The following is a 26357-nucleotide window of genomic DNA, read 5'->3' as shown; positions in this document are numbered from 1 at the left end:
CAGTCTCTGCCGGAGGGGTTGTCTATGGCAAAACAGCGGAAATGGATATGACGGCGCACACGCAAAGCATCGGGCAGGAAGTCTCTTCGGTTCTCGCCCAGTCATGGCATCGTTGCAGCAAGTTTATGCAGCGGGAAACCTGGCAGGCGCCGCATCAGGCGCAAGGGTTGACCTTTGAGTCGATTTGTCGTCGTAAGACGGCGCTGCTCACGATTGCGCAGGCCGCGCTGGAAGATGCCTGGGAGTTTATGGACGGTCGTCCGTGCGCGCTGCTGATTCTGGATGAATCGGCCTGTATTCTCAGCCGTTGCGGCGATCCGCAGACGATAGAACAGCTGGCGGAGCTTGGGTTTCGCGACGGCAGCTATTGCGCGGAAAGCATTATCGGCAGCTGTGCGCTGTCGCTGGCGACAATGCCGGGCCAGCCGACAAAAACCTCTGGCGCTCAGCATTTTAAACAGGCGCTGCATCCGTGGTCGTTCTGCTCGACGCCAGTGTTCGATAACCATGGGCGTCTGTTTGGCTCCATCTCATTATGCTGTCTGGTAGAGCATGAGTCCGTTTCTGATTTATCCCTGACGCTGGCGATTGCCAGAGAAGTCGGCAATTCATTGCTGACCGACAGTCTGCTGGCAGAGTCCAACCGCCATCTGAACCAGATGTACGGGCTGCTGGAGAGCATGGATGATGGCGTGATGGCCTGGAATGAGCAGGGAGTGTTGCAGTTCCTCAATGCGCGCGCGGCGCTGCTTTTGCATCTCGATGCGCAGGCCAGCCAGGGCAAAAACATTCACGACCTGCTCAATATGCCCATGCTGCTGCGTCGGGCAATTAAACATGCCCGCGGTCTGAATCACGTCGAAGTCACTTTTGAAAGCCAGCACCAGTTTGTTGATGCTGTTATCACCCTGAAGCCGATTGTTGAGGAGCAGGGCAACAGCTTTATCCTGCTGCTGCACCCGGTGGAGCAAATGCGTCAGCTGATGACCAGCCAGCTTGGTAAGGTGAGCCACACCTTTGAGCAGATGTCGACGGACGATCCAGAAACCCGACGCTTGATCCATTTTGGTCGCCAGGCGGCAAGGGGGAGTTTCCCGATCCTGCTGTGTGGGGAAGAGGGCGTCGGGAAAGAGCTGCTGAGCCAGGCCATTCACAATGAAAGCGAACGCGCCAGCGGGCCGTATATCGCCGTGAACTGTCAGCTGTATGCCAACAGCGTGCTGGGGCAGGATTTTATGGGCAGTGCGCCCACCGATGATGAAAATGGTCGGTTGAGCCGCCTTGAGCTGGCGAACGGCGGCACGCTGTTTCTGGAGAAAATTGAATATCTGGCGCCGGAGCTGCAATCCGCGCTGTTACAGGTGATTAAGCAGGGGGTGTTAACCCGTCTTGATGCCCGTCGGCTGATTCCGGTGGATGTGAAAGTGATCGCCACCACTACGGTTGATCTCGCTAACCTGGTGGAGCAAAACCGCTTTAGCCGCCAACTGTATTACGCGCTGCACTCTTTTGAGATTGTTATCCCGCCGCTACGAGCGCGGCGTAACAGTATTCCCTCGCTGATTTATACGCGACTGAATAGCCTGAAAAAACGCTTTTCATACAGCCTGAAGATCGACGATGACGCGCTGGCACAACTGGTGGCTTATTCGTGGCCGGGCAATGACTTCGAGCTGAACAGCATTATCGAAAACATCGCCATCAGTAGCGATAACGGGCATATTCGGCTGAGTAATTTACCTGATTATCTGTTTGCCGAGCGCCCCGGTCTGGAGACCGCATCTTCCCTGCTGCCAGCCAGCCTGACGTTTACCGCTATCGAAAAAGAGGCGATTATCCATGCCGCCCGTGTCACTAGTGGGCGAGTACAGGAGATGTCGCAACTGCTGAATATTGGTCGCACCACCTTGTGGCGTAAGATGAAGCAGTACGACATCGACGCCAGCCAGTTTAAGCGCAAACATCTGGAGTAGTTTCTTCGATTCTGGCCATGGAGAACAGCGCATCCGACAGCCGGTTGATATAACGCTTGGGTTCATCGCGTAACGTCAGCGTTCTGTCCATCGCGATGAGGATCCGCTCCAGCCGCCGTGCCAGGGTGCGCGCAACGTGTAGCTGTGCCGATGCCAGATTTTTCCCCGGAATGACAAATTCTTTCAGGGGGCCGCTCTGCGCCATATTGCGGTCAATAAGTTGCTCCAGCGCCTGAATATCCTCGGCGTTAATCGTCTGCGTTAAGCGGGCGAGACCTTTCTCATCGCTGGCGAGTTCCGCCCCCAGCACAAACAGCATCTTCTGGATGGCATGCAGATCCTGGCGTAATTCTGCCTGGCGCGAGCTGGCATAGCAGACGCCAAGCTGGGAAATCAGTTCATCCACCGTACCGTAGGCGTTAACGCGGATGTCGTCTTTGTCGATACGACTGCCGCCAAACAGCGCGGTCGTGCCTTTATCACCGGTTCGGGTATAGATGCGGTACATTTATTTTATCTCGCTAAAGGGAAGCACTTTGACCAGTTGGCCAGCATTGGCGCCGAGTGTGCGGATGTGGGCTATCCCGGCGGCGATATGCCCGCGGACCAGCGCCCGATCCTCGGGTAGCTGGGCGTGGGTTAGGGCAATATCACCACTGGCGCTGAGGCCGAGACCCACGCGTAGCGTTGAGCTTTTAGCCGCCAGCTTGCTGAGGGCCAGCGCGCAGTCATGCTCGTCGCAACAGATTGTCCGGCAAGGGACGCCTTGCTCTTCCAGCCCCCAGCATAGTTCATCAAGCTCGCGCGTATCCTGCCAGCGTGAGTGATAAAACAGATGTACGCCCGGTGATGAAAGTGACATTGCGCCCCCTTATTGATCAGAATGCCTGACGGAAGATCTCGGCAATTTCTTTCTCGTTCCCTTTACGCGGGTTGGAGAAGGCATTGCCGTCTTTCAGCGCCATTTCCGCCATATACGGGAAATCGGCTTCTTTGACGCCCAGCTCGCGCAGATGCTGCGGAATACCGATATCGGCAGAGAGGCGAGCGATGGCGCGAATCGCCAGCTCAGCGGCATCCATGGTGGACAGACCGTCGGTGTTCTCACCCATAAACTCCGCGATGTCGGCAAATTTCTCCGGATTAGCGATCAGGTTATAGCGTGCCACGTGCGGCAGCAGGACGGCGTTTGCTACGCCGTGCGGCATGTCGTACAGACCGCCAAGCTGATGCGCCATCGCGTGAACGTAGCCAAGGTTGGCGTTGTTGAAGGCCATACCCGCCAGCAAAGAGGCATAGGCCATGTTCTCGCGAGCTTTCAGGTTGCTGCCCAGCGCTACGGCCTGGCGTAAGTTGCGGGCGATCAGACGAATTGCCTGGATCGCGGCGGCGTCGGTAACCGGGTTGGCATCTTTTGAAATATAGGCCTCAACGGCGTGGGTCAGGGCGTCCATTCCGGTTGCCGCAGTCAGTGGCGCAGGTTTGCCGAGCATCAGCAGTGGGTCATTGATGGAAACCGACGGCAGGTTGCGCCAGCTGACAATCACAAACTTCACTTTGGTTTTGGTATTGGTCAGCACGCAGTGGCGGGTGACTTCGCTGGCGGTACCGGCGGTGGTATTCACCGCGACGATCGGCGGCAGCGGATTGGTCAGAGTTTCAATCCCGGCATAGCTATAGAGATCGCCTTCGTGCGTCGCTGCGATGCCGATGCCTTTACCGCAGTCATGCGGGCTACCACCGCCGACGGTAACGATGATATCGCATTGCTCTTTACGAAAAACTTCCAGGCCGTCGCGCACGTTGGTGTCTTTAGGGTTTGGCTCGACGCCGTCAAACACCACCACGTCAATACCGGCTTCACGCAGATGTTCGAGGGTTTTATCAACCGCGCCGTCCTTAATGGCTCGCAGACCTTTATCAGTCACCAGCAGCGCTTTTTTACCGCCCAACAGTTTGCAGCGTTCGCCAACGACGGAAATAGCATTCGGGCCAAAAAAGTTCACATTTGGCACCAGGTAATCAAACATACGATAGCTCATAATTTACCTTCTTAGATTTAAATTATAATTCAGAGAAACAATTCAGTGCGGTTTGCGCTAATAACATGTCTTGTTCGACAGTACCGCCACTTACGCCGACAGCACCGATTAATTTATCGTTTAACATGACAGGTAAGCCGCCGCCAAAAATAACGATCCGCTGTTGATTCGTTAGCTGTAAACCATATAGTGACGCACCCGGTTGTACCGCGTCGGTAATTTCATGGGTCCCCTGCCGCAGACAGCAGGCGGTATACGCTTTATTAAGAGAAATATCACAGCTGGTGACGAACGCGTCGTCCATGCGTTGCATCAGCAGCGTGTTGCCGCCGCGATCCACCACGGAAAAGACTACCGGCACGTTGATCTCAAGCGCTTTAGCCTCGACGGCCTGCGCCATTTTTTTCGCCGCCGCCAGCGTAATGGTGGCGATTGGTTGGCTCTTATTCACAGTCTCTCCTGAAAATGTTGTAGGGCTGAGGTCACGAAAATATCGCGATACAGCTATTTTTTATCATTGGGTTTGGCTTTATTTTCTCGCCGCGCGTTATTAAGTCAATAGGGTGAAAATTTAAAAAAATATTAATATAATTTTGTGTGTTGGTGTTTATTGATAATGATCATTTAACTTCGTCACAATTCGCTCCGGATATTCCTGAGAACCGTTTCAATATGGAACGATGAATTTTTATTACGTGCCAAATTGGAACGAAATTAATTTTATTTTTTTATTGCTGTGCTCATTTAGAGTTCGGCCATTGCTGATGAAAGGCGAATGCCGGGTGGTGTGTCCCCGGCAATACGGCCCGGCGTCCCTATTTTTTATCTTTTGAGTCCATAAACTATGAGAAGATCAAAACGATTCGAAGTGCTTGCGAAGCGCCCTGTAAATCAGGATGGGCTGATTGGCGAATGGCCTGAAGAGGGGCTGATCGCCATGGAAAGCCCCTACGATCCGGCTTCGTCGGTGAAGGTAGAGAATGGTCGTATTGTTGAGCTGGACGGCAAGAGCCGCGCCGAGTTCGACATGATTGACCGTTTTATTGCCGACTACGCGATTAACGTGGCTGAAACTGAACGGGCAATGCGGCTCGACGCGCTGGAGATCGCCAGAATGCTGGTGGATATCCACGTCAGCCGGGAAGAGATTGTTGCTATTACCACCGCCATCACCCCGGCGAAAGCGGTGGAGGTGATGGCGCAAATGAACGTGGTGGAAATGATGATGGCGCTGCAAAAAATGCGCGCCAGGCGCACGCCATCCAACCAGTGCCATGTCACTAACCTGAAAGATAACCCGGTACAGATTGCCGCCGATGCGGCTGAAGCGGGGATCCGTGGTTTTTCAGAACAGGAAACCACGGTCGGGATCGCCCGCTATGCGCCGTTTAACGCCCTGGCGCTGCTGGTCGGTTCCCAGTGCGGTCGTCCTGGCGTGCTCACGCAATGTTCCGTTGAGGAGGCGACGGAGCTGGAGCTGGGGATGCGCGGGTTAACCAGCTACGCCGAAACGGTATCGGTATACGGTACAGAGTCGGTGTTTACTGACGGCGATGATACACCGTGGTCCAAAGCGTTTCTCGCCTCGGCCTATGCGTCTCGCGGACTGAAAATGCGTTACACCTCTGGCACCGGTTCGGAAGCGCTGATGGGCTATTCCGAGAGTAAATCGATGCTCTATCTGGAGTCGCGCTGCATCTTTATCACCAAAGGCGCGGGCGTACAGGGGCTGCAAAACGGTGCGGTCAGCTGTATTGGCATGACCGGCGCGGTGCCGTCGGGGATCCGCGCGGTGCTGGCGGAAAACCTGATTGCCTCAATGCTCGACCTTGAAGTGGCCTCCGCCAATGACCAGACCTTTTCCCACTCTGATATTCGCCGTACCGCCCGTACCCTGATGCAAATGCTGCCGGGCACCGACTTTATCTTCTCCGGCTATAGCGCCGTACCGAACTACGACAACATGTTTGCCGGGTCGAACTTCGACGCGGAAGACTTCGATGATTACAACATTCTGCAACGCGATCTGATGGTTGACGGTGGTCTGCGTCCTGTAACCGAAGAAGAAACCATCGCCATCCGCAACAAGGCGGCACGCGCCATTCAGGCGGTGTTCCGCGAACTGGGCCTGCCGCTGATTAGCGATGAGGAGGTTGAGGCCGCCACTTATGCTCACGGCAGCAAAGATATGCCCGCGCGCAATGTGGTGGAAGATCTGGCTGCCGTGGAAGAGATGATGAAGCGCAATATCACCGGGCTGGATATCGTCGGCGCGCTAAGCCGTAGCGGCTTCGAAGATATCGCCAGTAACATTCTCAATATGCTGAGACAGCGCGTCACCGGTGATTACCTGCAAACGTCGGCCATTCTGGATCGCCAGTTTGAGGTGGTAAGCGCCGTTAACGACATTAATGATTATCAGGGACCAGGCACCGGCTATCGCATCTCTGCCGAGCGCTGGGCGGAAATTAAAAATATCGCGGGCGTGGTTCAGCCAGGCTCAATTGAATAAGGTGGTACACCGTGGAATGCACAACTGAATGTAAGCCGGTTTTCACCTTGCAGGTAAGCGAAGGCGAAGCGGCTAAAGCGGACGAACGCGTAGATGAAGTGGTGATTGGCGTCGGTCCGGCCTTTGATAAGCACCAGCACAAGACCCTGATTGATATGCCGCATAAGGCGATTCTTAAAGAGCTGGTGGCGGGGATCGAAGAAGAGGGGCTGCGTGCGCGGGTGGTCAGAATTCTGCGCACCTCGGATGTTTCTTTTATGGCGTGGGACGCGGCAAACCTCAGCGGTTCCGGCATTGGGATTGGTATCCAGTCGAAGGGAACCACGGTGATTCATCAGCGCGATCTGCTGCCGCTGAGTAACCTTGAACTGTTCTCTCAGGCTCCGCTGCTGACGCTGGAAACCTATCGCCAGATCGGTAAAAACGCCGCGCGCTATGCACGCAAAGAGTCGCCTTCGCCGGTGCCGGTGGTCAATGACCAGATGGTGCGCCCTAAATTTATGGCCAAGGCCGCGCTGTTTCACATCAAAGAAACCAAACATGTGGTGCAGGATGCTGCGCCTGTCACGCTGCATATTGTACTGGTGAGGGAATGACCATGAACGACAACATCATGACCGCGCAGGATTACCCATTAGCTACCCGCTGCCCGGAGAAAATCCAGACGCCTGGCGGGAAACCGTTAACCGACATTACCCTTGAGAATGTGCTGGCAGGCAAGGTCGGGCCGCAGGATGTGCGTATTTCTCAGCAAACGCTGGAGTACCAGGCGCAGATTGCCGAACAGATGCAGCGTCACGCCGTGGCGCGCAATTTCCGTCGCGCGGCGGAACTGATTGCCATCCCGGATGCTCGTATTCTGGAGATCTACAATGCGCTACGTCCGTTTCGTTCTTCATTCGCGGAGCTACAGGCGATTGCCTATGAGCTGGAGCACACCTGGCATGCCACGGTGAACGCTGCCTTTGTCCGCGAGTCGGCAGAGGTGTATCAGCAGAGAAACAAGCTGCGTAAAGATAGCCAGTGACGGAGGGAGGTATGCCGTTAATCGCCGGGATTGATATCGGCAACGCCACCACCGAAGTGGCGTTGGCGCAGCATGGGCAGTTTATCGCTAGCGGGATTGTCGCCACCACGGGCATGAAAGGGACGCGGGACAACATTGCCGGGGTGGTCGCTTCTCTGCAGCAGGCACTGGATAAAACACCGTGGTCGCTTCAGGACGTGGCGAAAATCTGCATCAATGAGGCCGCGCCGGTGATTGGCGATGTGGCGATGGAAACCATCACTGAAACCATCATTACTGAATCGACAATGATTGGCCATAACCCGCAAACGCCGGGTGGCGTCGGCGTGGGGATGGGAACCACCATCAGCGTGGATAAGCTGGCATCACTGAGCGAGGATTGCTTTGCGCAGGGCTGGATCCCGCTGGTGGGCGAAGAGATCGATTTCCTTGAAGCGGTCTGGCTTATCAATGCGGCGTTGGATCGTGGGATCAACGTGGTGGCGGCGATCCTGAAAAAGGATGATGGCGTATTGGTCAACAATCGCCTGCGTCGGGCAATGCCGGTGGTTGATGAAGTCACCTTACTTGAGAAGGTGCCGGAAGGCGTGCTGGCGGCGGTGGAAGTGGCGGCCGCCGGGCAGGTGGTGCGGGTATTGTCGAATCCTTACGGTATCGCAACCTTTTTTGCCCTGACGCCGGAGGAAACGCAAACCATCGTCCCCATCGCCAGAGCGCTGATTGGTAACCGCTCCGCCGTGGTGCTGAAAACGCCGCAGGGGGATGTGCAGTCGCGAACGATCCCGGCGGGTAAGATCTTTATCCGTGGCGAAAAGCGCGGCGGTGAAGCCGACGTAGCGCAGGGCGCGCAGGCCATTATGCAGGCGATGAGCGCCTGTGCGCCCGTGTGCGATATTCGCGGTGAACCAGGTACGCACGCGGGCGGGATGCTTGAGAGGGTTCGTAAGGTAATGGCCTCACTGACCGGTCACGACATGAACGCCGTGCATATCCAGGATCTTCTGGCGGTGGATACGTTTATTCCCCGCGCGGTGCAGGGTGGCATTGCCGGGGAATGTTCAATGGAGAACGCCGTTGGCATTGCGGCGATGGTGAAATCCGATCGCTTACAGATGCAGGCTATCGCCAGCGAGCTAAGCGCCCGGTTAAATACCCCAGTTGAAGTCGGTGGTGTGGAAGCCAACATGGCCGTGGCTGGCGCGTTAACGACGCCTGGATGCGCCGCTCCGCTGGCGATCCTCGATTTAGGCGCAGGATCCACCGATGCCGCCATTATTAATAGCGACGGCGTAGTGAAGGCGGTACATCTTGCCGGGGCGGGGAATATGGTCAGCCTGCTAATTCAAACGGAACTGGGCTTAAGCGATCCGTTTTTGGCAGAGGAAATTAAAAAATACCCGCTGGCCAAAGTGGAGAGCCTGTTCAGCATTCGCCACGAGAACGGCGCGGTGGAGTTTTTTCGTGAACCGCTCAGCCCGTCAGTATTTGCCAAAGTGGTGTATCTGAAAGAGGGCGAGCTGATCCCGGTCGATAACCAGACCTCGCTGGAGAAGATTCGTCTGGTGCGCCGTCAGGCCAAAGAGAAAGTCTTTGTGACCAACTGTCTACGCGCGTTACGTCAGGTCTCGCCCGGTGGCTCGATTCGCGATATCACTTTTGTGGTGCTGGTAGGTGGCTCATCGCTGGATTTTGAAATTCCGCAGATGCTCACCGATGCGTTGGCGCAGTACGGCGTTGTCGCTGGGCAGGGTAATATCCGTGGTACTGAAGGCCCGCGCAATGCGGTGGCGACCGGGCTGGTTTTAGCCGGAGAAGCCAAAAAATAGTGCAGAAAACAGCCGCGCAAGCGTTTAGCTGCGGGGTAAGTCAAAGAAAGGCGATGTTCTCTTTGATATCCCGGCGGAGTTGGGTACATAGTATCAAGGTGTCTCTCACGTGGTTAATTTTAAGGATAAGAGCATGCCAACAGCAATTGAAAAAGCCTTGGATTTTATTGGTGGTATGAACACTTCGGCGTCAGTACCCCATTCAATGGACGAAAGTACCGCTAAGGGAATCTTAAAGTATTTGCATGACTTAGGTGTGCCAGCGAGTCCGGAAGTTGTGATGGCACGGGGTGAGCAGGAGGGATGGAATCCTGAGTTCACGAAAAAAGTGGCCGGATGGGCAGAAAAAGTCGCCTCCGGTAACCGCATCCTTATCAAAAACCCAGAGTATTTTTCGACCTATATGCAGGAGCAGCTCAAAGAACTCGTGTGAGCTGACTATCGAATAAAACGCTAACGGACGTTTCCATCTAAGGATGGCGGCGTCCAGAAGGGTTGCCACATGCTGCTGTTTAAACTGGCCCTCTTGTGATATTTCTGCAATTGTCATCTGGCAGGTTCTTTCCTGCAGTTATTCCACATTTTGATGTATATCCTTAAATGCCTGCTGGATCATAAAACATTCCATAGCGCTGACGTTACCCAGGGCTATCTCCACTTCTCCGCCGACGAGCTATTGGAGCCCGCGCAAAAGGTTGAACGGAGGCGGGGTTGGTGGAGAAAAAGGACCAGCTTGATGCGCAACTGGTGGCGCTGATGGGGACCATGAGTGATAACGATAAGCGGCGCATGTTGTTTGCGCTGTTGAATCCGCCGGAGGGCGAAAGAAAAGCACAGTGATGGTTAAGGACGGCCGCGAATTGGGATTAATTTAGCGGCCGTCATAATCTCCCTATTTAATTTATGATTGCAGCATGTTGCTTAGCTTTTGCAATAGCTTGCTTATCAAATATGTAATGTTCATAACCAGCGGTTACATTCGTCACTCTGTATATTTTCCACTTGCCCATCTCTCTTTTTAAGTAAACTCCAATTTGATATGTCTGATTATTTTGCCGACCAAGCCAAACATCAACGTATTTACCACCAAAAGAGTTTTTCGCTTTTCCAACTTTTAATAAGGGGATCCAATCTGCTGAGTAATCTTGCGCATATGTATAGTAATCGGTATCGATAATCTCCTGCTCATAAATATGAGAGATAGTATTTAGTTGGGTTAGTGTATCCTTCGAAATATATTCATCCATCTTTTCAGGCGCAGGCTTTATTTTTCCTTCACTATTTGCAAATATGTTTAGATAGTAAGTGTAGAAATCTAAAACGCGCCTTTCTGCGTTATCGCGTCCTGAGCTGCACGCGGTAATTGCAAATATCATGAGAACAACATAAAGGGCTCTCATCAATCCTTCCTGTACATTTGATACGCTGGTTTTGATGAACGGTAGCCAGGGCCGCCCCAAAAATCCCGCTGTTTAAAGTCCGAATACCAATCCTGGCCGTCGTAAATAGCCATGTGACCGGCGGCGTGTCCTCCAGCGTAAGGCTGAATCACTACCACGTCGCCAGTTCTGGGGGGTTGCGTTGCAGATATTTTTCTAAACCCCGCAGCCTCCAGCATTGGACCGTAATCTTTGGCGTTTTGCGTATTTGTTACGGTCACGCCCCCTGCCTTTATGGCCTTGCGTACATACAATGCACAGTTACTTGTGGGCCCCGGTTCGGCGTGATTTTTCGCCCAGTTTCCGGCGCTTCTTGTGTCCCATCCCATGATTGTTATCCATTCCAGTTAAAAGGAGTTGCTAATAGATACCCAATTAATTAGGGAGGTTAATCATTTAGTGCTGCAGAAAGCGTGACGTGGTGTGTAAGGCAAGTGCATTTGGCACTGAGAGTAGGTGGAATCAATCGCGAGGAGATAGCCTAAACGAATTCCGAAAATAAAAGGGCGCGGGTATATTTCCGTACATGCCGGGTACAAAATTAAAATTTAATGAAAGGCTTTAACATGAAAAAAATAGCATTTTGCTTTTTGGGAGGGGCTTATTGGCTGTACCATTCATAAAAAAATGATTCCCGTAGAAGGGAGTAAGGCCGATGGAACAATTATAATGGGTTACAGTTATGGCGTGTTTGGAAATCCGAATATAGATCTGACCCAAGTTCACTCACAGGCGTCTCAAAAGTGCAGGGTATGGGATTATAACGGTGCTGAGGCGTTCTGTGGGCAAGTAATGAGGCATTCTCTGATAACGAGTGATGGAGAGGCGATCGACCTCCACGAACAGGAGGGGGTGCGACTGCTGGGCGTGGTGGCGTTTTTTATAAATCAGGCGCAGAGGTTGCATAAAAAGTGAGGGGCGCATTTTTCTACGGTATCCCCGAAGTATCCCCAGAAAAACAAAAGGACCCACGTTTTTAGCGTAAGTCCTTGTTTTGTTTGGTGGCCCCTGCTGGACTTGAACCAGCGACCAAGCGATTGCGAGTCCCTATCTTTACTATTAAAAAACAATAATATACTTAATTTTCATAAAGTTGTTTCGTAGAACAGTGAAGAATATGACAGCATAGTGATTAGGTATGCTGCTATTTTGCTACCATTTTATACCCTGCTGACGGATATCGGCGCGGCGAAACTGGCAAGCGCCGCCGCGCTTGGTGTCCCGTTGAAAATTACCCATATGGCGGTGGGTAGTGGTGGCGGTGTGCTGCCCACACCGAACGCGCAACAGACCGCATTAGTTGCTGAGGAGCGCCGCGCAGCGCTGAATATGCTGTATATCGACCCGCAGAACAGCATCCAGATTATTGCTGAGCAGGTGATCCCGGAAAATGAGGGCGGGTGGTGGATTCATGAAGTCATCATCCTGTTTGATGAAACCGGCGCGCTGATTGCTGTGGGAAACTGCCCGGAGAGCTACAAGCCGAAGCTGGCAGAGGGCAGCGGACGCACGCAGACCGTACGTATGGTGCTGATTACCAGCAGCACCGATAATATCACCCTGAAAATTGATCCTGCTGTGGTTCTGGCAACCCGCAAATATGTGGATGACAAGGTGCTGGAGCTTAGGGTGTATGTGGATGACCTGATGGCAAAGCATCTTGCTGCTTTTGATCCTCATTCGCAGTATGCACCAAAAGACAGTCCGACTCTGGCAGGCATGCCTAAAACGTCAACGCCGCCGGCAGGAAACAATTGCACCCTGATTGCCAGCACCGCCTTTGTACAGGCTACTATTATTGCGCTGACCGGAACGCCGACGGCACCCACTGCTGCGCAGACTCTCAACAATACGCAAATTGCCACCACTGCTTTTGTTAAATCAGCTCTGGCTGCGCTTGTTGGCTCATCACCTGCGGCGCTTGATACCTTGAACGAGCTGGTTGAAAAGTTAGGAAACGATCCTAACTTTGCAACCACCATGACAAACGCCTTGGCAGGAAAGCAACCACTTGATAGCACACTGACAACTTTGTCTGGAAAGACAGCTGATGGGATTATCGAACATCTTAGTTTGGGGGCTGCCTCAAAAAGGAATGTTGGCACCGGGGGGAATCAAATTCCTAATATGAATTCATTTACAAGCGATTTTAGTTCAAAAGGATACGCCTCAGTCCCTGGGACTTATTCTTCAATGGGGCGGAGATAGTAGGGCGTCTCAATATACACCATCATTTAAAGTACCATTTCCTAGCAGATGTATTCAGATCGTTGCGTCAGTAGATGGTGGGAAAGATGGTGTAGATATCAATAATCGTTCAATGGTTGAAGTAGGCGATTTAACTAAAACAGGCTTCTCCGCGTCGGTATTTAATTCTTCCGGAAGTTCTCAACAATTATCAAACAGAGCTATCCACTGGATTGCATTGGGGGTGTAGATATGGGGAGTTATGCTTATAGTGCTCTAACAAATTCTTTTTACCCTGTCTCATTAAAGCATCTTTATGAAAATGCGGGGACGTGGCCTGAAGACGCTATTGCTATTAGTGACGAAGATTTCGAACATTTTACAGGAGTTCCACAACTTGGGATTGGGCAAGAAATTATTAGTGCTGAGAACGAAAGACGAAGGTTACTCTTTTTGGCGCAACAAAATATAAGTTTTTGGCAAACTAAGCTATTAATGGAACGTAAGCTAACAGAAAATGAAATGCATCAGTTAAATCTCTGGGTAGATTACATTGATGCTGTCTCGGTTCTTGATGTATCTTCATCGCCAAACATTGTTTGGCCTGTGTCACTATAAAGTAAAATGGTCGCTATAAAAACTATAGCGACCATCAGGGGTTATTGTGATGGTATTTCTTTTAACCCAGAGGGTTTACGGTTAATAATATATGCAGACAGCATTCGTGATAGTTTAATGCAATTGTTGTCAATACCTTTCGAGAATATGAAAGACAATAAATATACGACGAATAAGGATGTGACTATCGATGATAAGGCGATAAAGTCATAGTTGCTACTTAATCTTTGGAAGAATGATTTCAGTATTGGGACAACTATATAGAATGTAGGGATTTGAATAAGATATGCCGAAAATGAAAGTTTTCCTAATAGGGAGGAAAAATTGCATTCAACTACGTATTTAATTGCTGTGCTTTTGACTGCAACCAAAACCAATATAAAACCAGAAAGTAAAGGTACGAAGTAGTACGTGTTGTTTTTCCCGCCGGGAAGATTTGTATATAAAACATCATTGAGCCAAATATACCATTCACTCAGTTCCTTGAAACCCGCCAAATAAAGTCCGACTAATAATAAAATCACAGATAGTAATTTGTTTTTTATTTCACTAACCCAGTAAATTGATGCCCCTAAAAAGACTGAAGCATAGCTGATTCCTGTTTTTGTTGGTTGGCATAAGATAAATATTATGCCAATGGTTAGGCAAGTCAATCCACTGTGTTTTAATTTGCAAATGATAGGTAATGCGCACAGCAGTAAATATGAACCTAATAACTCTATCTGCATTGTCCATATAATCCAATTGTACTTGTTGTCAGACAGAAAAACAGAAGAGAACAAGCCATTATATATGGCGTCCATTAGACCATCATTTTTTGTGACGGAATGGCCCCACGATGAGATCCACGGAAGGCCGGATGTGTTGTTGGGTATGTATTTTATAACGGTATAACAGATTATTACAGATGCGAGAACGGGTAGGACAAGCCTAATATATCGTGCTAGAATCATCTTGGTTGATGATTCTAATACATTTTCATTTTTAGCACAGGCATATGTAAGGATATATCCGCTAAGACAAAAGAAAACAAATACAGCGGAGGTGCCAGCATAGAAAAAACCAATTGGATAGCTAGCTATAAATTTATCTAGGGTAGATTTAATTAGTTGTGGTTTTTGCCCATGTAAATACGGATAGAATATTAAAGATAGGTGCGAAAGAAGAACTGCAAGACAAGCCAATCCTCTTAAACCCTCAACCGATTTAACTTTTCCTGACATCTTTAGAACCTTAGCCTGAATGATAATTATGTTTAATTTCCGGACATTATACCATCATAACCAGCCCTGACTAAAATGTAAAAAATAGACATGGCGTTGGCTTAGGATGCGGGGGAGATTGTTGGAATGAGGGGACAAAAAGGGGACAGTAACTATTCAAAACAAAAAGCTACCTTGTTAAATATGGATTAATTCTATGATTTTAAAGCTAAAGTTTGGTGGCCCCTGCTGGACTTGAACCAGCGACCAAGCGATTATGAGTCGCCTGCTCTAACCACTGAGCTAAGGGGCCGTGGCGGTGGATTATAAAGTAACTCCGCGTCGCAATCCAGCCATAAGCGTACGGATGCTGATTTTATAAACAATGTATTTTCAGTCCGTTATACTGTTACTCTGACGTATTGTTCGGAGTAATTATGGTTAAGGACATACTGGCACCGGGGCTGCGGGTGGTGTTTTGCGGCATCAATCCGGGGCTATCTTCCGCAGGTACGGGGTTCCCCTTTGCGCATCCCGCCAATCGCTTCTGGAAGGTCATCCATCAGGCGGGATTTACCGATCGCCAGCTCAAACCAGAAGAGGCGCAACACCTGCTGGACTTCCGCTGTGGCGTGACCAAGTTTGTCGACAGACCGACGGTGCAGGCTAATGAAGTGAAGCTACAGGAGATGCGTAGCGGTGGCCGTAAGCTTATTGAAAAGATTGATGACTATCAGCCCGCCGCGCTGGCGATCCTTGGCAAGCAGGCGTTCGAGCAAGGCTTCAGTCAGCGCGGAGCGCAGTGGGGAAAGCAGACGCTGACCATTGGCGCGACGCAGATTTGGGTATTGCCAAATCCCAGCGGATTGAGCCGGATTACACTGGATAAGCTGGTGGAGGCGTATCGCGAGTTGGATGACGCGCTGGTCATGCGCGGGATGTAAATAAAAACGCCACCTTGCGGTGGCGTTTGAACTTATACGGCGAGATTAATCGTCCAGGAAGCTACGCAACACTTCAGAACGGCTCGGGTGGCGCAGTTTACGCAGCGCCTTCGCTTCGATCTGACGGATACGTTCGCGGGTAACGTCGAACTGTTTACCCACTTCTTCCAGCGTGTGGTCGGTGTTCATATCGATACCGAAACGCATACGCAGCACTTTCGCTTCACGGGCGGTCAGGCCAGCCAGCACGTCGTGCGTTGCGGCACGCAGGCTCTCGGTGGTCGCAGAGTCCAGCGGCAGCTCGAGGGTGGTATCCTCGATGAAATCACCCAGATGCGAATCTTCATCGTCGCCGATCGGCGTTTCCATGGAGATAGGCTCTTTGGCGATCTTCAGCACTTTACGGATCTTGTCTTCCGGCATCAGCATGCGTTCAGCCAGCTCTTCCGGCGTCGGCTCGCGGCCCATCTCTTGCAGCATCTGACGGGAGATACGGTTGAGCTTGTTGATGGTCTCAATCATATGCACCGGGATACGGATGGTGCGCGCCTGATCCGCGATAGAACGGGTGATCGCCTGACGGATCCACCAGGTTGCGTAGGTGGAGAACTTGTAACCACGACGGTATTCAAACTTATCTACCGCTTTCATCAGACCGATGTTGCCTTCCTGAATCAGATCGAGGAACTGCAGACCACGGTTGGTGTATTTCTTGGCGATAGAGATAACCAGACGTAAGTTCGCTTCAACCATCTCTTTTTTCGCACGGCGGGCTTTCGCTTCACCGATGGACATGCGACGGTTGATGTCTTTAACCTGCTCAATGGTCAGGCCGGTTTCTTCTTCAATCTGCTGCAGTTTCTGCAGACCGCGGTGAACGTCATCTGCCACGTCGTGCAGTTTTTCAGACCACGGTTTGTTCATCGCGATGGCCGCGTTGAACCACGTTTCGCTGGTTTCGTTGCCAGTGAACAGGGTGATGAAGTTTTTCTTCGGCATTTTGCACTGCTCAACGCAGAGCTTCATGATCAGACGTTCCTGAGTACGCACGCGGTCCATCATGACGCGCATGCTGTTTACCAGGTAGTCGAACTGCTTCGGCACCAGGCGGAACTGTTTGAACACTTCAGACAGCTTCTGAATTTCTTCCTGCGCGGCAGCATGGCTGCGGCCTTTGGCCTTGATCGTGTCGCGGGTGATTTCGTACTGGGTACGCAGTTCAGCGAATTTTTCACGCGCTAATTCAGGGTCGATGCTGTTGTCGTCATCGCTGCTGTCGTCGTCATCTTCTTCATCTTCGTCTTCATCTTCATCCATCTCTTCTTGAGAGAGTTCAGAACCGACGTGGGTCGCCGTTGGCGCCATGTCTTCTTCCGCGTTCGGATCGACAAAGCCGGTGATGAGATCGGACAGACGCGCTTCTTCAGCTTCTACGCGATCGTATTGCTCAAGCAGATAGGTGATGGCTTCCGGGTATTCGGCTACGGAGCATTGAACCTGGTTAATCCCGTCTTCGATGCGCTTAGCGATGTCGATTTCGCCTTCACGGGTTAACAGTTCAACGGTACCCATTTCACGCATGTACATGCGGACCGGGTCAGTTGTACGGCCGATTTCGGACTCAACGCTGGACAGAACCTGGGCAGCTGCTTCTTCCGCGTCTTCATCGGTGCTGTTGGAGGTTTCAGCAAGCAGCAGATCATCGGCATCAGGTGCTTCTTCCATCACCTGAATACCCATGTCATTGATCATTTGGATGATGTCTTCGATTTGATCTGAATCGACGATATCTTCCGGCAGATGGTCATTGACCTCGGCATAGGTCAGATAGCCTTGCTCCTTACCACGTTGGACAAGAAGCTTCAGCTGTGACTGCGGGTTTTGCTCCATAAGACGGTATCCACACTTAATTCGTTTGATTGGTGTTGGGCGGTAAAACCGCCAACGGCAAAACGAGGGCATACTTATATTTTGCCGCTGCCTCTCCGTGCGGCTGTCGGGGGCTTCCCGATCGATATTCGGCAGTTAAGCCGTTAAATACTTTTGTCTTTCAGCTATTTCTTGGCCAGTTCCTGGTTCAGCGTCCAGAGTTCCCGGCGTTCTTCGCTGCTTAAACCGTGTGTGCGCTCACGAGCTATCAACTCTTCCTGGCGCAGTTCAAGCATCGAATCAAACATATGGTTGAGTGAGTCGGTGAAGGTTTTTTCTGCGATATCTTTATCTGCTATATCGTCCCACATCGACAGTTTTTCAAGGGTTGCAGCATCATTTGTGCCACGATAGTGCTCTAACAGTTGGCCGGTGGTCAGGCCTGGCTGAGCCAGACAAGTGTTGACCAGTTCTCTGAATAAGCCAAGTCCAGGCAGTTTATTACTGTCCAGTGCGCCTAACGGCGGAACCAGTGGAGCAAGGTCCGGATTCTGCACCAGCAACCCTATAAGTATACGCATGGTCGTACGTTTTAGCTGTGGAACAGGGCGGGAAGCGCCATTTTCTGCCAGTTTTGGCATTAAACGTTCAAGCTGACTGTCATCCAGAATGCCGAGCTTGTTTCCCAACTCCTGTCGCAGGTAAATGCGCAACGTTTCGCCCGGCACCTGAGAGATCAGCGGCAGCGCCAGCGTGCTGAGCTGTGCGCGTCCGTCCGGGGTACTCAAATCCACCTGTGGCAACAGGCTATTAAATAAAAACGCGGAGAGCGGCAACGCCTGCTCCATCCGGGCTTCAAAGGCCTCTTTCCCTTCTTTACGCACTAACGTATCGGGGTCTTCGCCATCAGGTAAAAACATAAAGCGTAGCTGGCGGCCGTCTGTCATATAGGGCAGTGCGGTTTCCAGCGCGCGCCATGCTGCATCGCGTCCGGCACGGTCGCCGTCGTAGCAGCAAATCACGTTGTTCGTCGCGCGAAACAACAGCTGGATGTGATCGGCGGTGGTTGACGTCCCAAGAGATGCTACGGCGTAGTTAATGCCGTATTGCGCCAGCGCTACCACATCCATATAGCCTTCCACCACTAACAGGCGCTGCGGATCGGCGTTATCCTGCTGGGCTTCATAAAGGCCATACAGTTGGCGACCTTTATGGAAAATATCGGTTTCCGGGGAGTTCAGATACTTCGGCAGGGCATCGCCCAGCACGCGTCCACCAAAACCAATGACCCGACCACGTTTGTCGCGGATGGGGAACATCACCCGTTCGCGAAAGCGATCGTAACTACGTCCCTGATCGTTGGTGACCAACATCCCCGCATCGACCAACGATTTGCGATTCTCAGCATTGCCGCCAAACCGTTTCAGGACGTTGTCCCAGCCGGGGGGCGCAAAACCAATAGCAAAACGGGTGATAACGTCGCTACTTAATCCTCGCTTTTCCAGGTACTGGCGCGCAGGGGTAGCGGCGGGCTGCATCAAAGACTGTTGATAAAAAGTGTTCAGGCCGTCCATCAATTGATAAAGGCTTTGCCGTTGATGGCGCTCTATCTGACTGGGGCCACTGCCTGCTTCATAGGGCACTTCAAGGTTGTGCATTGCGGCTAGTTCTTCGACGGTTTCCACAAACTCGAGCTTGTCGTAGTTCATGAGAAAGTCGACGGCGTTGCCATGCGCGCCACACCCAAAGCAGTGATAAAACTGTTTTTCACCGTTTACGGTGAAAGAGGGGGTTTTTTCGTTATGGAACGGACAGCACGCGTGATAATTTTTGCCCTGCTTTTTCAGCTTTACCCGCGCGTCGATGAGATCGACGATGTCGGTTCTTGCCAGCAGGTCATTAATAAAAACGCGAGGAATTCGTCCAGCCATAAGCCCCTGTTTTTTGATGACTCATATACACAAAATCATTCAGGATGCATCAAGGCGGCAAGGAAGCGAATCCTCAGGAGCGTACAGCAAGTACGTGACTGGGGTGAGCGACTGCAGCCAACACTGAGGCAGCTTGAATGATGACGTGTATAAACGAAAATAAGCCGCGCATTCCTTCCGGAAGCACGGCCTTACAACTACAACTCAGTCTGAATTGAGAGCCTTAGCTCTCAATGGATTAGTACAGACGAGTACGGCGTGCGTTTTCGCGAGCCAGTTTCTTCGCGTGACGTTTCACAGCAGAAGCTTTAGCGCGCTTACGTTCGGTAGTCGGTTTTTCATAGAACTCACGACGACGAACTTCCGCCAGAACACCTGCTTTTTCGCATGAACGCTTGAAGCGACGCAGTGCTACGTCGAACGGCTCGTTTTCACGTACTTTAATTACCGGCATGTAACTCTCACCTTTAATAAATTCGGTTTGCCGCTGGCATCAACGCCAGCTTATTTCAAAATGGTGCGGAATTTTACTGCAATTGCTGCTGCTTTGTAAAGCACCCACGCGATTTTGAAAGGGACTTTTATAAGGACAAGGAGTATACACGAGGCATGCGCCTGGGGCGAACAAAGTTTTACATCAACCCGCATTGGTCCTACACTGCGCGGTAATAGAGCGAGGTAAAACAAGTCATGCGTGTACTGGGTATTGAAACATCCTGCGATGAAACCGGCATCGCCATTTACGACGATGAAAAAGGTCTTTTAGCCAACCAATTGTATAGTCAGGTGAAATTACACGCTGACTACGGCGGCGTAGTGCCAGAACTGGCCTCGCGCGATCACGTACGTAAAACCGTACCGTTGATTCAGGCCGCGCTGAAAGAAGCGGGACTCACGGCGAAAGAGATCGATGCGGTGGCGTACACCGCAGGTCCGGGTCTGGTTGGCGCGCTGCTGGTCGGTGCAACCGTAGGACGTTCACTGGCGTTCGCCTGGGACGTGCCGGCAATTCCTGTGCACCATATGGAAGGGCATCTGCTGGCGCCGATGCTGGAAGAGAATCCTCCTGCTTTTCCGTTCGTCGCGCTACTGGTTTCCGGCGGGCACACGCAATTGATCAGCGTCACCGGTATCGGTCAGTATGAATTACTGGGCGAATCGATTGATGATGCGGCAGGTGAAGCGTTCGACAAAACCGCCAAGCTGCTGGGGCTGGATTATCCTGGCGGCCCAATGCTGTCTAAGCTGGCGTCACAGGGTGTGGAAAAACGCTTTGTCTTCCCGCGTCCGATGACCGACCGTCCGGGACTGGATTTCAGCTTCTCCGGCCTGAAAACCTTCGCCGCGAATACGATTCGTAATAACGAAAATGACGATCAAACGCGTGCAGATATTGCCCGAGCGTTTGAAGATGCGGTGGTTGATACGCTGATGATCAAGTGCAAACGCGCGCTGGATCACACCGGTTTTAAACGTCTGGTGATGGCGGGGGGCGTGAGCGCTAACCGCACGCTGCGCGCGAAGCTTGCCGAAATGATGCAAAAACGCCGCGGCGAAGTGTTCTATGCACGCCCGGAATTTTGTACCGACAACGGGGCGATGATCGCCTATGCGGGTATGGTGCGTTTTAAAGCGGGCGCAACGGCGGATCTTGGCGTGACCGTACGTCCACGCTGGCCGCTGGCGGAATTACCGGCGGCGTGAGTTTTTTGCCCGGTGGTGGCTTTACTTACCGGGCCAACAAAACCGTAGGCCGGGTCAGGCGAAGCCGCCTCCCGGCGATAAACTACGCTACACCCGCAACATTCCTTTCTCTTCCAGAAACGCAATAATCGTCGCCAGACCTTCGCCCGCCTTCAGGTTAGTAAACGTCCACGGACGCTCGCCGCGCATGCGCAGGGTATCGCGTTCCATCACCTCCAGCGAAGCGCCCACGTAAGGGGCCAGATCGGTTTTGTTGATCACCAGAAAATCGGATTTGGTGATCCCTGGCCCGCCTTTACGCGGGATCTTCTCGCCTTCGGCAACGTCGATCACATAGATCGTCAGATCCGCTAATTCAGGGCTAAAGGTGGCGCTCAGGTTATCGCCGCCGCTTTCCACAAAAATCAGATCCAGGTTGCCGAATTTCTCGCTCAGCGCTTCTACCGCGGCCAGATTCATCGACGCATCTTCGCGGATGGCGGTATGCGGACAACCGCCAGTTTCCACACCAACGATTCTGTCCGGTTCCAGTGCGCCAGCCTCGGTGAGAATGCGCTGATCTTCTTTGGTGTAGATATCGTTAGTCACGACCGCCAGTTGATAGCTGCTGCGCATGGCTTTGCATAACGCTTCCAGCAGCGCCGTTTTGCCGGAGCCAACCGGGCCGCCAACGCCCACGCGCAGGGGATGCTTGTAATCACTCATTTTTTCTCCTCAGGAACGGAATAAGCGGGAATATTGGGTTTCATGCCGGGCAGACGCGATGGCGGCTAACGGCGTTGCGGATCCGAGGCAGGCGTCAGGACACGCCAGCGCTTGTGCCAGACCTTGCGCATAACGATCGCTAAGCGAAATAATCAATCGCTGAGCCGCCTGCTGGCCAAAGGGAACCAGTTTGACGCCTGCCATCACGGCGCTCTCAATCCAGCTGTAGCCGAGGCTTAACGCCAGATTCGTCAGGGGGATTTTCCAGCGTACGCCCAGCCAGGCCATACCGCACAGCTGGCTATCGGCAAAGAGCGTGCGCCAATCCTGGGAACAGTCTGGTTCCCAGTCGGTGACCAGCCGCGTAAAGGCGAGGCCCCGGCTGCGTTCTTCATCCCGCAGTTCGCGGGTTTCCCGGCAGGCCAGCAGGTAAGCGGTCCAGCGGCGCGCGGCGGCGAGATCGTCCTGCTCACAGGCGCGATACAATCTCGCCAGCAACGGTAGGTCAACGGTAAAAAAGTTGTGCTCCATCTGCTGGATTTGCCAGCCAGAGAAGTCATCGACGCTTTTCACCCAGCCGATTTCTACCGCCCACTCCAGCCCCTGAGACCAGGTAAACGATCCTACCGGGAGACTGCTGCTGGCGAGCTGCATCAGGCGCAGCTGTTGGGTGCTATGCATCAGTGTGCATGGCCGTGATGATGCCCGTGTGACTCGCTCGCATAGGCACCCGCTTCCGGCTCAAACGGCAACTGGGCAAACGCCACATCGAGGTTGAACTGGCGCAGCATATCGTCCAGCACATGATCGTGGTGGTAGCGCAGCTCATCGGGCAGGATCTGCAACGGTACGTGGCGATTACCAAGGTGGTAACAGGCTTTGGCGAGCAGGAAAGGGTCAGCGCAGCGCACGACGGAAACCGACTCCGGCGCGGCGATCACTTCGATCACCTCGCGACCATCGTCGGTAGTCAGCAGATCGCCGCCGCGTAACAGTAAACCGCGCGGTAGCATTAAGCCGGCTTCGCGGCCATCGCTCAGCGCCACTCTGGCGCGGCTTTTTACTCGAACATCAATGGGTAGCGTGACGCTTGCGGTGACGCGGTGGGCGTGGTCAAGGCGTTGGGTCAGGTAGATCATCCTCACTCCTTAAAACAGGAAATAGCGTTGCGCCATCGGCAAAACGTCTGCCGGGTCGCTGGTAATCAGTTCACCATCAATGCGTACCTCGTAGGTCTGAGCATCGACGGTGATATTGGGCTGTAGACCGTTGTGGATCATGTCAGCCTTTTTTACCGTCCGGCAGCCTTTGACGACGGCGATAGCGCTTTGCAAATTAAGTTGCTGCGGGACGTTTTGCGCGTCGGCAGCCTGTGAAATAAAGGTCAGACGGGTGTGATGCCGCGCTGCGCCAAGCGCGCCGAACATCATGCGGTAATGCACCGGTTGCGGGGTGGGGATTGAGGCGTTGATGTCGCCCATCGGCGCGCAGGCGATCATCCCGCCCTTCACGATGGTCGCCGGTTTTACGCCAAAAAAGGCCGGCGACCACAGCACCAGATCGGCCAGTTTGCCTGGCTCAACGGAGCCGACTTCGTGGGCGATACCGTGGGTCAATGCCGGATTGATGGTGTACTTGGCGATGTAGCGTTTAACGCGCAGGTTGTCATTGTCGCCCGTTTCTTCCGCCAGCGAGCCACGCTGAACCTTCATGCGGTGCGCCACCTGCCAGGTGCGCAGGATCACTTCGCCCACGCGCCCCATCGCCTGTGAATCGGACGAGGTCAGGGAAAACGCGCCAATGTCATGCAGCACATCCTCGGCAGCGATCGTTTCCCGGCGAATGCGCGATTCGGCGAAGGCCACGTCTTCAGCGATATCCGGATCGAGATGGTGGCAGACCATCAGCATGTCGAGATGTTCATCGATGGTGTTGACGGTATAAGGCAGCGTCGGGTTGGTGGAGGAGGGCAAAATATTCGGATGTGCGCAGGCGGTGATAATATCCGGCGCATGGCCGCCGCCTGCGCCTTCGGTATGGAAGGTATGAATGGTGCGATTGCCAATCGCCGCCAGCGTATCCTCAACAAACCCGGACTCATTGAGCGTATCGCTATGCAGCGCCACCTGGATGTCCATCTCGTCGGCCACGGTCAGCGCGCAGTCGATTGCGGCAGGCGTGGCGCCCCAGTCTTCATGGATCTTCAGGCCAATGGCGCCGGCGCTGATTTGCTCGCGCAGGGCGTCAGGGTTTGAACCATTGCCTTTGCCCAGCAAACCGATGTTAACCGGCAACGTGTCTGCTGCCTGCAGCATGCGGGCGATGTACCACGGGCCCGGCGTGCAGGTGGTGGCGTTAGTGCCTGCGGCCGGACCCGTACCACCGCCGATCATCGTCGTCACGCCGGAAACCAGCGCTTCTTGCGCCTGCTGCGGGCAGATCCAGTGAATATGCGTATCCACGCCGCCCGCGGTGACGATCTTGCCTTCTCCGGCGATGACTTCTGTTCCTACGCCTATCGGGATCGTGACGTCGGGCTGAATATCGGGATTACCCGCTTTGCCGATGGCGAAGATCCTGCCGTCTTTGATGCCGATATCCGCTTTGACGATCCCCCAGTGATCAACGATCAGCGCGTTGGTTATCACCAGATCCACACACGCCTGGGCGCGCATTTGTCCCTGGCCCATACCGTCGCGGATCACTTTTCCGCCGCCGAATTTGACCTCTTCGCCGTAGGTGGTGAAGTCTTTTTCCACCTCGATCCACAGATCAGTATCCGCCAGGCGCACTTTATCGCCGGTGGTTGGGCCAAACATGTCGGCGTACGCCTGGCGGGAAATGTTACTCATTATCTGCCTCCAGCGCGCCCATCACTTCACTGCGAAAACCAACCATCCTTTGTGCGCCAGCGACGCGCACCAGTTCGACTTCGCGCTTTTGCCCCGGTTCAAAACGTACCGCTGTACCTGCGGCAATGTTCAGACGGAAGCCCCGCGTAGCCGCCCTGTCAAAGCGCAGCGCCGGGTTCACCTCGTAAAAGTGATAGTGCGATCCCACCTGGATGGGTCTGTCGCCGTGATTTTCCACTACGATCGTGCAGGTTTCGCGCCCCTGATTGATCGCAATGTTGCCTGCTGAGATCTGATACTCACCTGGGATCATTGCCGCTCCTTAGACGATCGGGTTGTGGACGGTGACCAGTTTCGAACCGTCCGGGAATGTGGCTTCAACCTGAATATCCGGGATCATCTCTGGTACGCCTTCCATCACCTGATCGCGGCGCAGCACGTGACGCCCGTTTTCCATCAGCGCGGCCACGGTTTGCCCGTCGCGCGCCCCTTCCATAATGAAAGCGCTAATCAGCGCCACTGATTCCGGGTAATTCAGCTTCAGCCCGCGGGCCAGGCGACGTTCTGCCACCAGCGCGGCGGTAAACAGCAACAGCTTGTCTTTTTCTCTGGGGGTCAGTTCCATAATGGGCCTCTTAGGTTTGCCAGATTCGCGGTAGCATGGGCGCTTTGTGTGTCATTAGCGGGCGCAGAAATTGCCAGATGTCACGCATAACGCGCTGAACAATCAGGTTGTCGTTCGCCAGAAATCGAATTGTCAGCAGCGAGTCGTTAAGCGTTGCCCCGGCATAATCCCCCAGTGGCGTAAGCCGCTCGCGCGTCCCCTCCAGCATGTGTTCGCTGGCCGGGTAACACAGCAACGTACCGACCCAGGGATGATGTGCGATCCCATGCAGATCCCCTGCCTGCACCTGCAAACGCTCTATCAGCAGCGGTTGCCCATCCCGCCACACTTCCAGACGGTTTTGTAGCGTGCCGTGGCTGAACGTTTCCTGCATGACAGGGCGTCCGAGACACAGCAGATCCCAGGCCAGCAAATGGCTTGCGGACGTCAGATGAAATACGGATTGGACGGTGGCATTAGCGCCGGGAAAGAAGATCGTATCCTGCGGCAGCCACTCCAGTGTGGCGTGTGGGGCGAGCGTGAAATGCTGGCGTAGCAACGCCTGCGGCCCACGGCTGCGATAAAATTTTCCCGCGCCGGGCTGAGTGATTAACGCATGGCTGTTTTCATCAAGTGATACGGAAATATGTAGCTCATCCCCGCCGACGATCCCGCCAGGTGGATGAAGCAAATAGAGGTGACATACCTCTTCTTCGGGATAAAACGGACGTTGAACCGTCAAAGGTCCATAGTGACGCGCCGAGGCGAGCACCGTTTTGTGTCCGGTGCGGGTAAAGTGCAGATCCAGTTCGGCCTGCCAGCCTCGTGTGAGTGTCTCGTGCGCCAGCGTGTCCAGAGCGTTTCCCTTATCAGCAAGAGGGTGTTTGCATACAAAAAAGTATGCCTCAGCGCATCGGGAAAT

Annotated in this window: 28 protein-coding genes, 1 tRNA gene and 1 pseudogene; 12 read left to right on the top strand and 18 right to left on the bottom strand. The window is 53.1% G+C overall.

Features of this window, described 5'->3' with window-relative positions:
• Positions 1 to 47 precede the first annotated feature (47 nt).
• A complete protein-coding gene (dhaR, locus tag FDX11_RS23460) occupies positions 48 to 1973 on the top strand; it encodes a dihydroxyacetone kinase operon transcriptional regulator DhaR (RefSeq protein WP_137349722.1) in 1926 nt (641 codons plus the stop codon).
• Here the strand turns inward: dhaR and FDX11_RS23455 are convergent.
• Genes FDX11_RS23455 through FDX11_RS23440 form a run of 4 tightly spaced genes read right to left on the bottom strand, consistent with a single transcriptional unit; the run spans position 1951 to position 4466 of the window.
• Positions 1951 to 2481, bottom strand: a complete 531-nt coding sequence (locus tag FDX11_RS23455) for a cob(I)yrinic acid a,c-diamide adenosyltransferase (RefSeq protein WP_042311088.1) — start codon at positions 2479 to 2481, stop codon at positions 1951 to 1953. The two genes, dhaR and FDX11_RS23455, sit on opposite strands and share 23 nt — an antisense overlap.
• Positions 2482 to 2835, bottom strand: a complete 354-nt coding sequence (locus tag FDX11_RS23450; protein WP_070083060.1) for a glycerol dehydratase reactivase beta/small subunit family protein — start codon at positions 2833 to 2835, stop codon at positions 2482 to 2484.
• Positions 2836 to 2851: 16 nt separating this feature from the next.
• Positions 2852 to 4015 carry a 1,3-propanediol dehydrogenase gene (gene dhaT, locus FDX11_RS23445; protein WP_042311086.1) on the bottom strand — a complete coding sequence of 388 codons (1164 nt, stop codon included), beginning with the start codon at positions 4013 to 4015 and terminating at the stop codon, positions 2852 to 2854.
• A 22-nt stretch (positions 4016 to 4037) separates the two neighbouring features.
• Positions 4038 to 4466 carry a heme-binding protein gene (locus FDX11_RS23440; protein WP_007372190.1) on the bottom strand — a complete coding sequence of 143 codons (429 nt, stop codon included), beginning with the start codon at positions 4464 to 4466 and terminating at the stop codon, positions 4038 to 4040.
• Between the two features lie 393 nt (positions 4467 to 4859).
• Here FDX11_RS23440 and FDX11_RS23435 point away from each other — a divergent pair, with 393 nt between their 5' ends.
• The 6 genes from FDX11_RS23435 (at position 4860) to FDX11_RS25805 (ending at position 10220) form a co-directional block, all read left to right on the top strand.
• On the top strand, positions 4860 to 6527 hold the full coding sequence (locus FDX11_RS23435) for a propanediol/glycerol family dehydratase large subunit (RefSeq protein WP_016243883.1): 1668 nt from the start codon (positions 4860 to 4862) through the stop codon (positions 6525 to 6527).
• 11 nt (positions 6528 to 6538) lie between these two features.
• On the top strand, positions 6539 to 7123 hold the full coding sequence (locus FDX11_RS23430) for a propanediol/glycerol family dehydratase medium subunit (RefSeq protein ID WP_137398613.1): 585 nt from the start codon (positions 6539 to 6541) through the stop codon (positions 7121 to 7123).
• 2 nt (positions 7124 to 7125) lie between these two features.
• Positions 7126 to 7554: a diol dehydratase small subunit gene (locus FDX11_RS23425; RefSeq protein WP_137398612.1), complete on the top strand. Its 429-nt coding sequence runs from the start codon at positions 7126 to 7128 to the stop codon at positions 7552 to 7554.
• An 11-nt stretch (positions 7555 to 7565) separates the two neighbouring features.
• Entirely contained in the window at positions 7566 to 9380 is a 1815-nt protein-coding gene (locus FDX11_RS23420; protein WP_137398611.1) for a diol dehydratase reactivase subunit alpha, read from the top strand.
• A gap of 109 nt (positions 9381 to 9489) precedes the next feature.
• The gene (locus FDX11_RS23415; RefSeq protein ID WP_001573898.1) at positions 9490 to 9813 is read left to right on the top strand and encodes a DUF1889 family protein; all 324 of its coding nucleotides are present in this window, start codon (positions 9490 to 9492) and stop codon (positions 9811 to 9813) included.
• 281 nt (positions 9814 to 10094) lie between these two features.
• The gene (locus tag FDX11_RS25805; protein ID WP_371414805.1) at positions 10095 to 10220 is read left to right on the top strand and encodes a hypothetical protein; all 126 of its coding nucleotides are present in this window, start codon (positions 10095 to 10097) and stop codon (positions 10218 to 10220) included.
• A gap of 56 nt (positions 10221 to 10276) precedes the next feature.
• Here FDX11_RS25805 and FDX11_RS23405 read toward each other — a convergent pair whose 3' ends face one another.
• Complete coding sequence (locus tag FDX11_RS23405; protein WP_137398610.1) at positions 10277 to 10780, bottom strand: YbjP/YqhG family protein; 504 nt, start codon at positions 10778 to 10780, stop codon at positions 10277 to 10279.
• A complete protein-coding gene (locus tag FDX11_RS23400) occupies positions 10780 to 11148 on the bottom strand; it encodes an NlpC/P60 family protein (RefSeq protein ID WP_061382468.1) in 369 nt (122 codons plus the stop codon). The genes FDX11_RS23405 and FDX11_RS23400 overlap by 1 nt, the downstream gene beginning before the upstream one ends.
• A gap of 298 nt (positions 11149 to 11446) precedes the next feature.
• Between FDX11_RS23400 and yecR the strand changes: the two genes are divergently transcribed.
• The 3 genes and pseudogenes from yecR to FDX11_RS23385 all read left to right on the top strand — a co-directional run bounded on the left by yecR (position 11447) and on the right by FDX11_RS23385 (position 13624).
• A complete protein-coding gene (gene yecR, locus FDX11_RS25800) occupies positions 11447 to 11734 on the top strand; it encodes a YecR family lipoprotein (RefSeq protein ID WP_137398608.1) in 288 nt (95 codons plus the stop codon).
• A 231-nt stretch (positions 11735 to 11965) separates the two neighbouring features.
• Positions 11966 to 13256, top strand: a pseudogene (locus FDX11_RS23390) (phage tail protein).
• A 2-nt stretch (positions 13257 to 13258) separates the two neighbouring features.
• Positions 13259 to 13624: a tail fiber assembly protein gene (locus FDX11_RS23385; RefSeq protein WP_137398607.1), complete on the top strand. Its 366-nt coding sequence runs from the start codon at positions 13259 to 13261 to the stop codon at positions 13622 to 13624.
• 41 nt (positions 13625 to 13665) lie between these two features.
• Here the strand turns inward: FDX11_RS23385 and FDX11_RS23380 are convergent, their stop codons facing one another.
• Positions 13666 to 14847, bottom strand: a complete 1182-nt coding sequence (locus tag FDX11_RS23380) for an acyltransferase (protein WP_137398606.1) — start codon at positions 14845 to 14847, stop codon at positions 13666 to 13668.
• Positions 14848 to 15063: 216 nt separating this feature from the next.
• Positions 15064 to 15139 (bottom strand) — tRNA-Ile (locus FDX11_RS23375).
• 124 nt (positions 15140 to 15263) lie between these two features.
• Between FDX11_RS23375 and mug the strand changes: the two genes are divergently transcribed.
• The gene (gene mug, locus FDX11_RS23370) at positions 15264 to 15770 is read left to right on the top strand and encodes a G/U mismatch-specific DNA glycosylase (RefSeq protein WP_069324359.1); all 507 of its coding nucleotides are present in this window, start codon (positions 15264 to 15266) and stop codon (positions 15768 to 15770) included.
• A gap of 45 nt (positions 15771 to 15815) precedes the next feature.
• Here mug and rpoD read toward each other — a convergent pair whose 3' ends face one another.
• The 3 genes from rpoD to rpsU all read right to left on the bottom strand — a co-directional run bounded on the left by rpoD (position 15816) and on the right by rpsU (position 20024).
• On the bottom strand, positions 15816 to 17660 hold the full coding sequence (gene rpoD, locus FDX11_RS23365; protein WP_038634001.1) for an RNA polymerase sigma factor RpoD: 1845 nt from the start codon (positions 17658 to 17660) through the stop codon (positions 15816 to 15818).
• A gap of 164 nt (positions 17661 to 17824) precedes the next feature.
• Positions 17825 to 19570: a DNA primase gene (gene dnaG / locus FDX11_RS23360; protein ID WP_137398605.1), complete on the bottom strand. Its 1746-nt coding sequence runs from the start codon at positions 19568 to 19570 to the stop codon at positions 17825 to 17827.
• A gap of 238 nt (positions 19571 to 19808) precedes the next feature.
• Positions 19809 to 20024 (bottom strand): 30S ribosomal protein S21, encoded by a 216-nt coding sequence (gene rpsU / locus FDX11_RS23355; RefSeq protein ID WP_001144069.1) that lies wholly within the window; start codon positions 20022 to 20024, stop codon positions 19809 to 19811.
• Positions 20025 to 20260: 236 nt separating this feature from the next.
• On the opposite strand from rpsU, the gene tsaD reads away from it, so the two are divergent.
• Positions 20261 to 21274 (top strand): tRNA (adenosine(37)-N6)-threonylcarbamoyltransferase complex transferase subunit TsaD, encoded by a 1014-nt coding sequence (gene tsaD, locus FDX11_RS23350; protein ID WP_042311072.1) that lies wholly within the window; start codon positions 20261 to 20263, stop codon positions 21272 to 21274.
• An 87-nt stretch (positions 21275 to 21361) separates the two neighbouring features.
• On the opposite strand, the gene ureG is transcribed toward tsaD, so the two are convergent.
• From ureG to FDX11_RS23315, 7 genes are read right to left on the bottom strand one after another with little or no spacing between them, the layout of a single operon-like run.
• Positions 21362 to 21979 carry an urease accessory protein UreG gene (ureG, locus tag FDX11_RS23345; protein ID WP_137398604.1) on the bottom strand — a complete coding sequence of 206 codons (618 nt, stop codon included), beginning with the start codon at positions 21977 to 21979 and terminating at the stop codon, positions 21362 to 21364.
• A gap of 9 nt (positions 21980 to 21988) precedes the next feature.
• Positions 21989 to 22660 carry an urease accessory protein UreF gene (locus tag FDX11_RS23340; RefSeq protein ID WP_137398603.1) on the bottom strand — a complete coding sequence of 224 codons (672 nt, stop codon included), beginning with the start codon at positions 22658 to 22660 and terminating at the stop codon, positions 21989 to 21991.
• Positions 22660 to 23118 (bottom strand): urease accessory protein UreE, encoded by a 459-nt coding sequence (gene ureE, locus FDX11_RS23335; RefSeq protein ID WP_061382465.1) that lies wholly within the window; start codon positions 23116 to 23118, stop codon positions 22660 to 22662. Before ureE ends, FDX11_RS23340 begins: the two co-directional genes overlap by 1 nt.
• Positions 23119 to 23127: 9 nt before the next feature.
• Complete coding sequence (ureC, locus tag FDX11_RS23330; protein ID WP_137349752.1) at positions 23128 to 24831, bottom strand: urease subunit alpha; 1704 nt, start codon at positions 24829 to 24831, stop codon at positions 23128 to 23130.
• Positions 24824 to 25144: an urease subunit beta gene (locus FDX11_RS23325; RefSeq protein WP_038633976.1), complete on the bottom strand. Its 321-nt coding sequence runs from the start codon at positions 25142 to 25144 to the stop codon at positions 24824 to 24826. Before FDX11_RS23325 ends, ureC begins: the two co-directional genes overlap by 8 nt.
• Positions 25145 to 25153: 9 nt before the next feature.
• Positions 25154 to 25456, bottom strand: coding sequence for an urease subunit gamma (locus tag FDX11_RS23320; protein WP_137398602.1), 303 nt, complete (start codon positions 25454 to 25456; stop codon positions 25154 to 25156).
• Between the two features lie 10 nt (positions 25457 to 25466).
• On the bottom strand, positions 25467 to 26291 hold the full coding sequence (locus FDX11_RS23315; protein WP_212734574.1) for an urease accessory protein UreD: 825 nt from the start codon (positions 26289 to 26291) through the stop codon (positions 25467 to 25469).
• Between the last annotated feature and the right edge of the window lie 66 nt (positions 26292 to 26357).

The organism is Citrobacter sp. wls714, assembly GCF_005281025.1.
Taxonomy (GTDB): domain Bacteria; phylum Pseudomonadota; class Gammaproteobacteria; order Enterobacterales; family Enterobacteriaceae; genus Citrobacter; species Citrobacter werkmanii.
The sequence above is the reverse complement of the archived record's forward strand: the minus strand, read 5'-3'. Positions and strand labels throughout refer to the sequence as shown.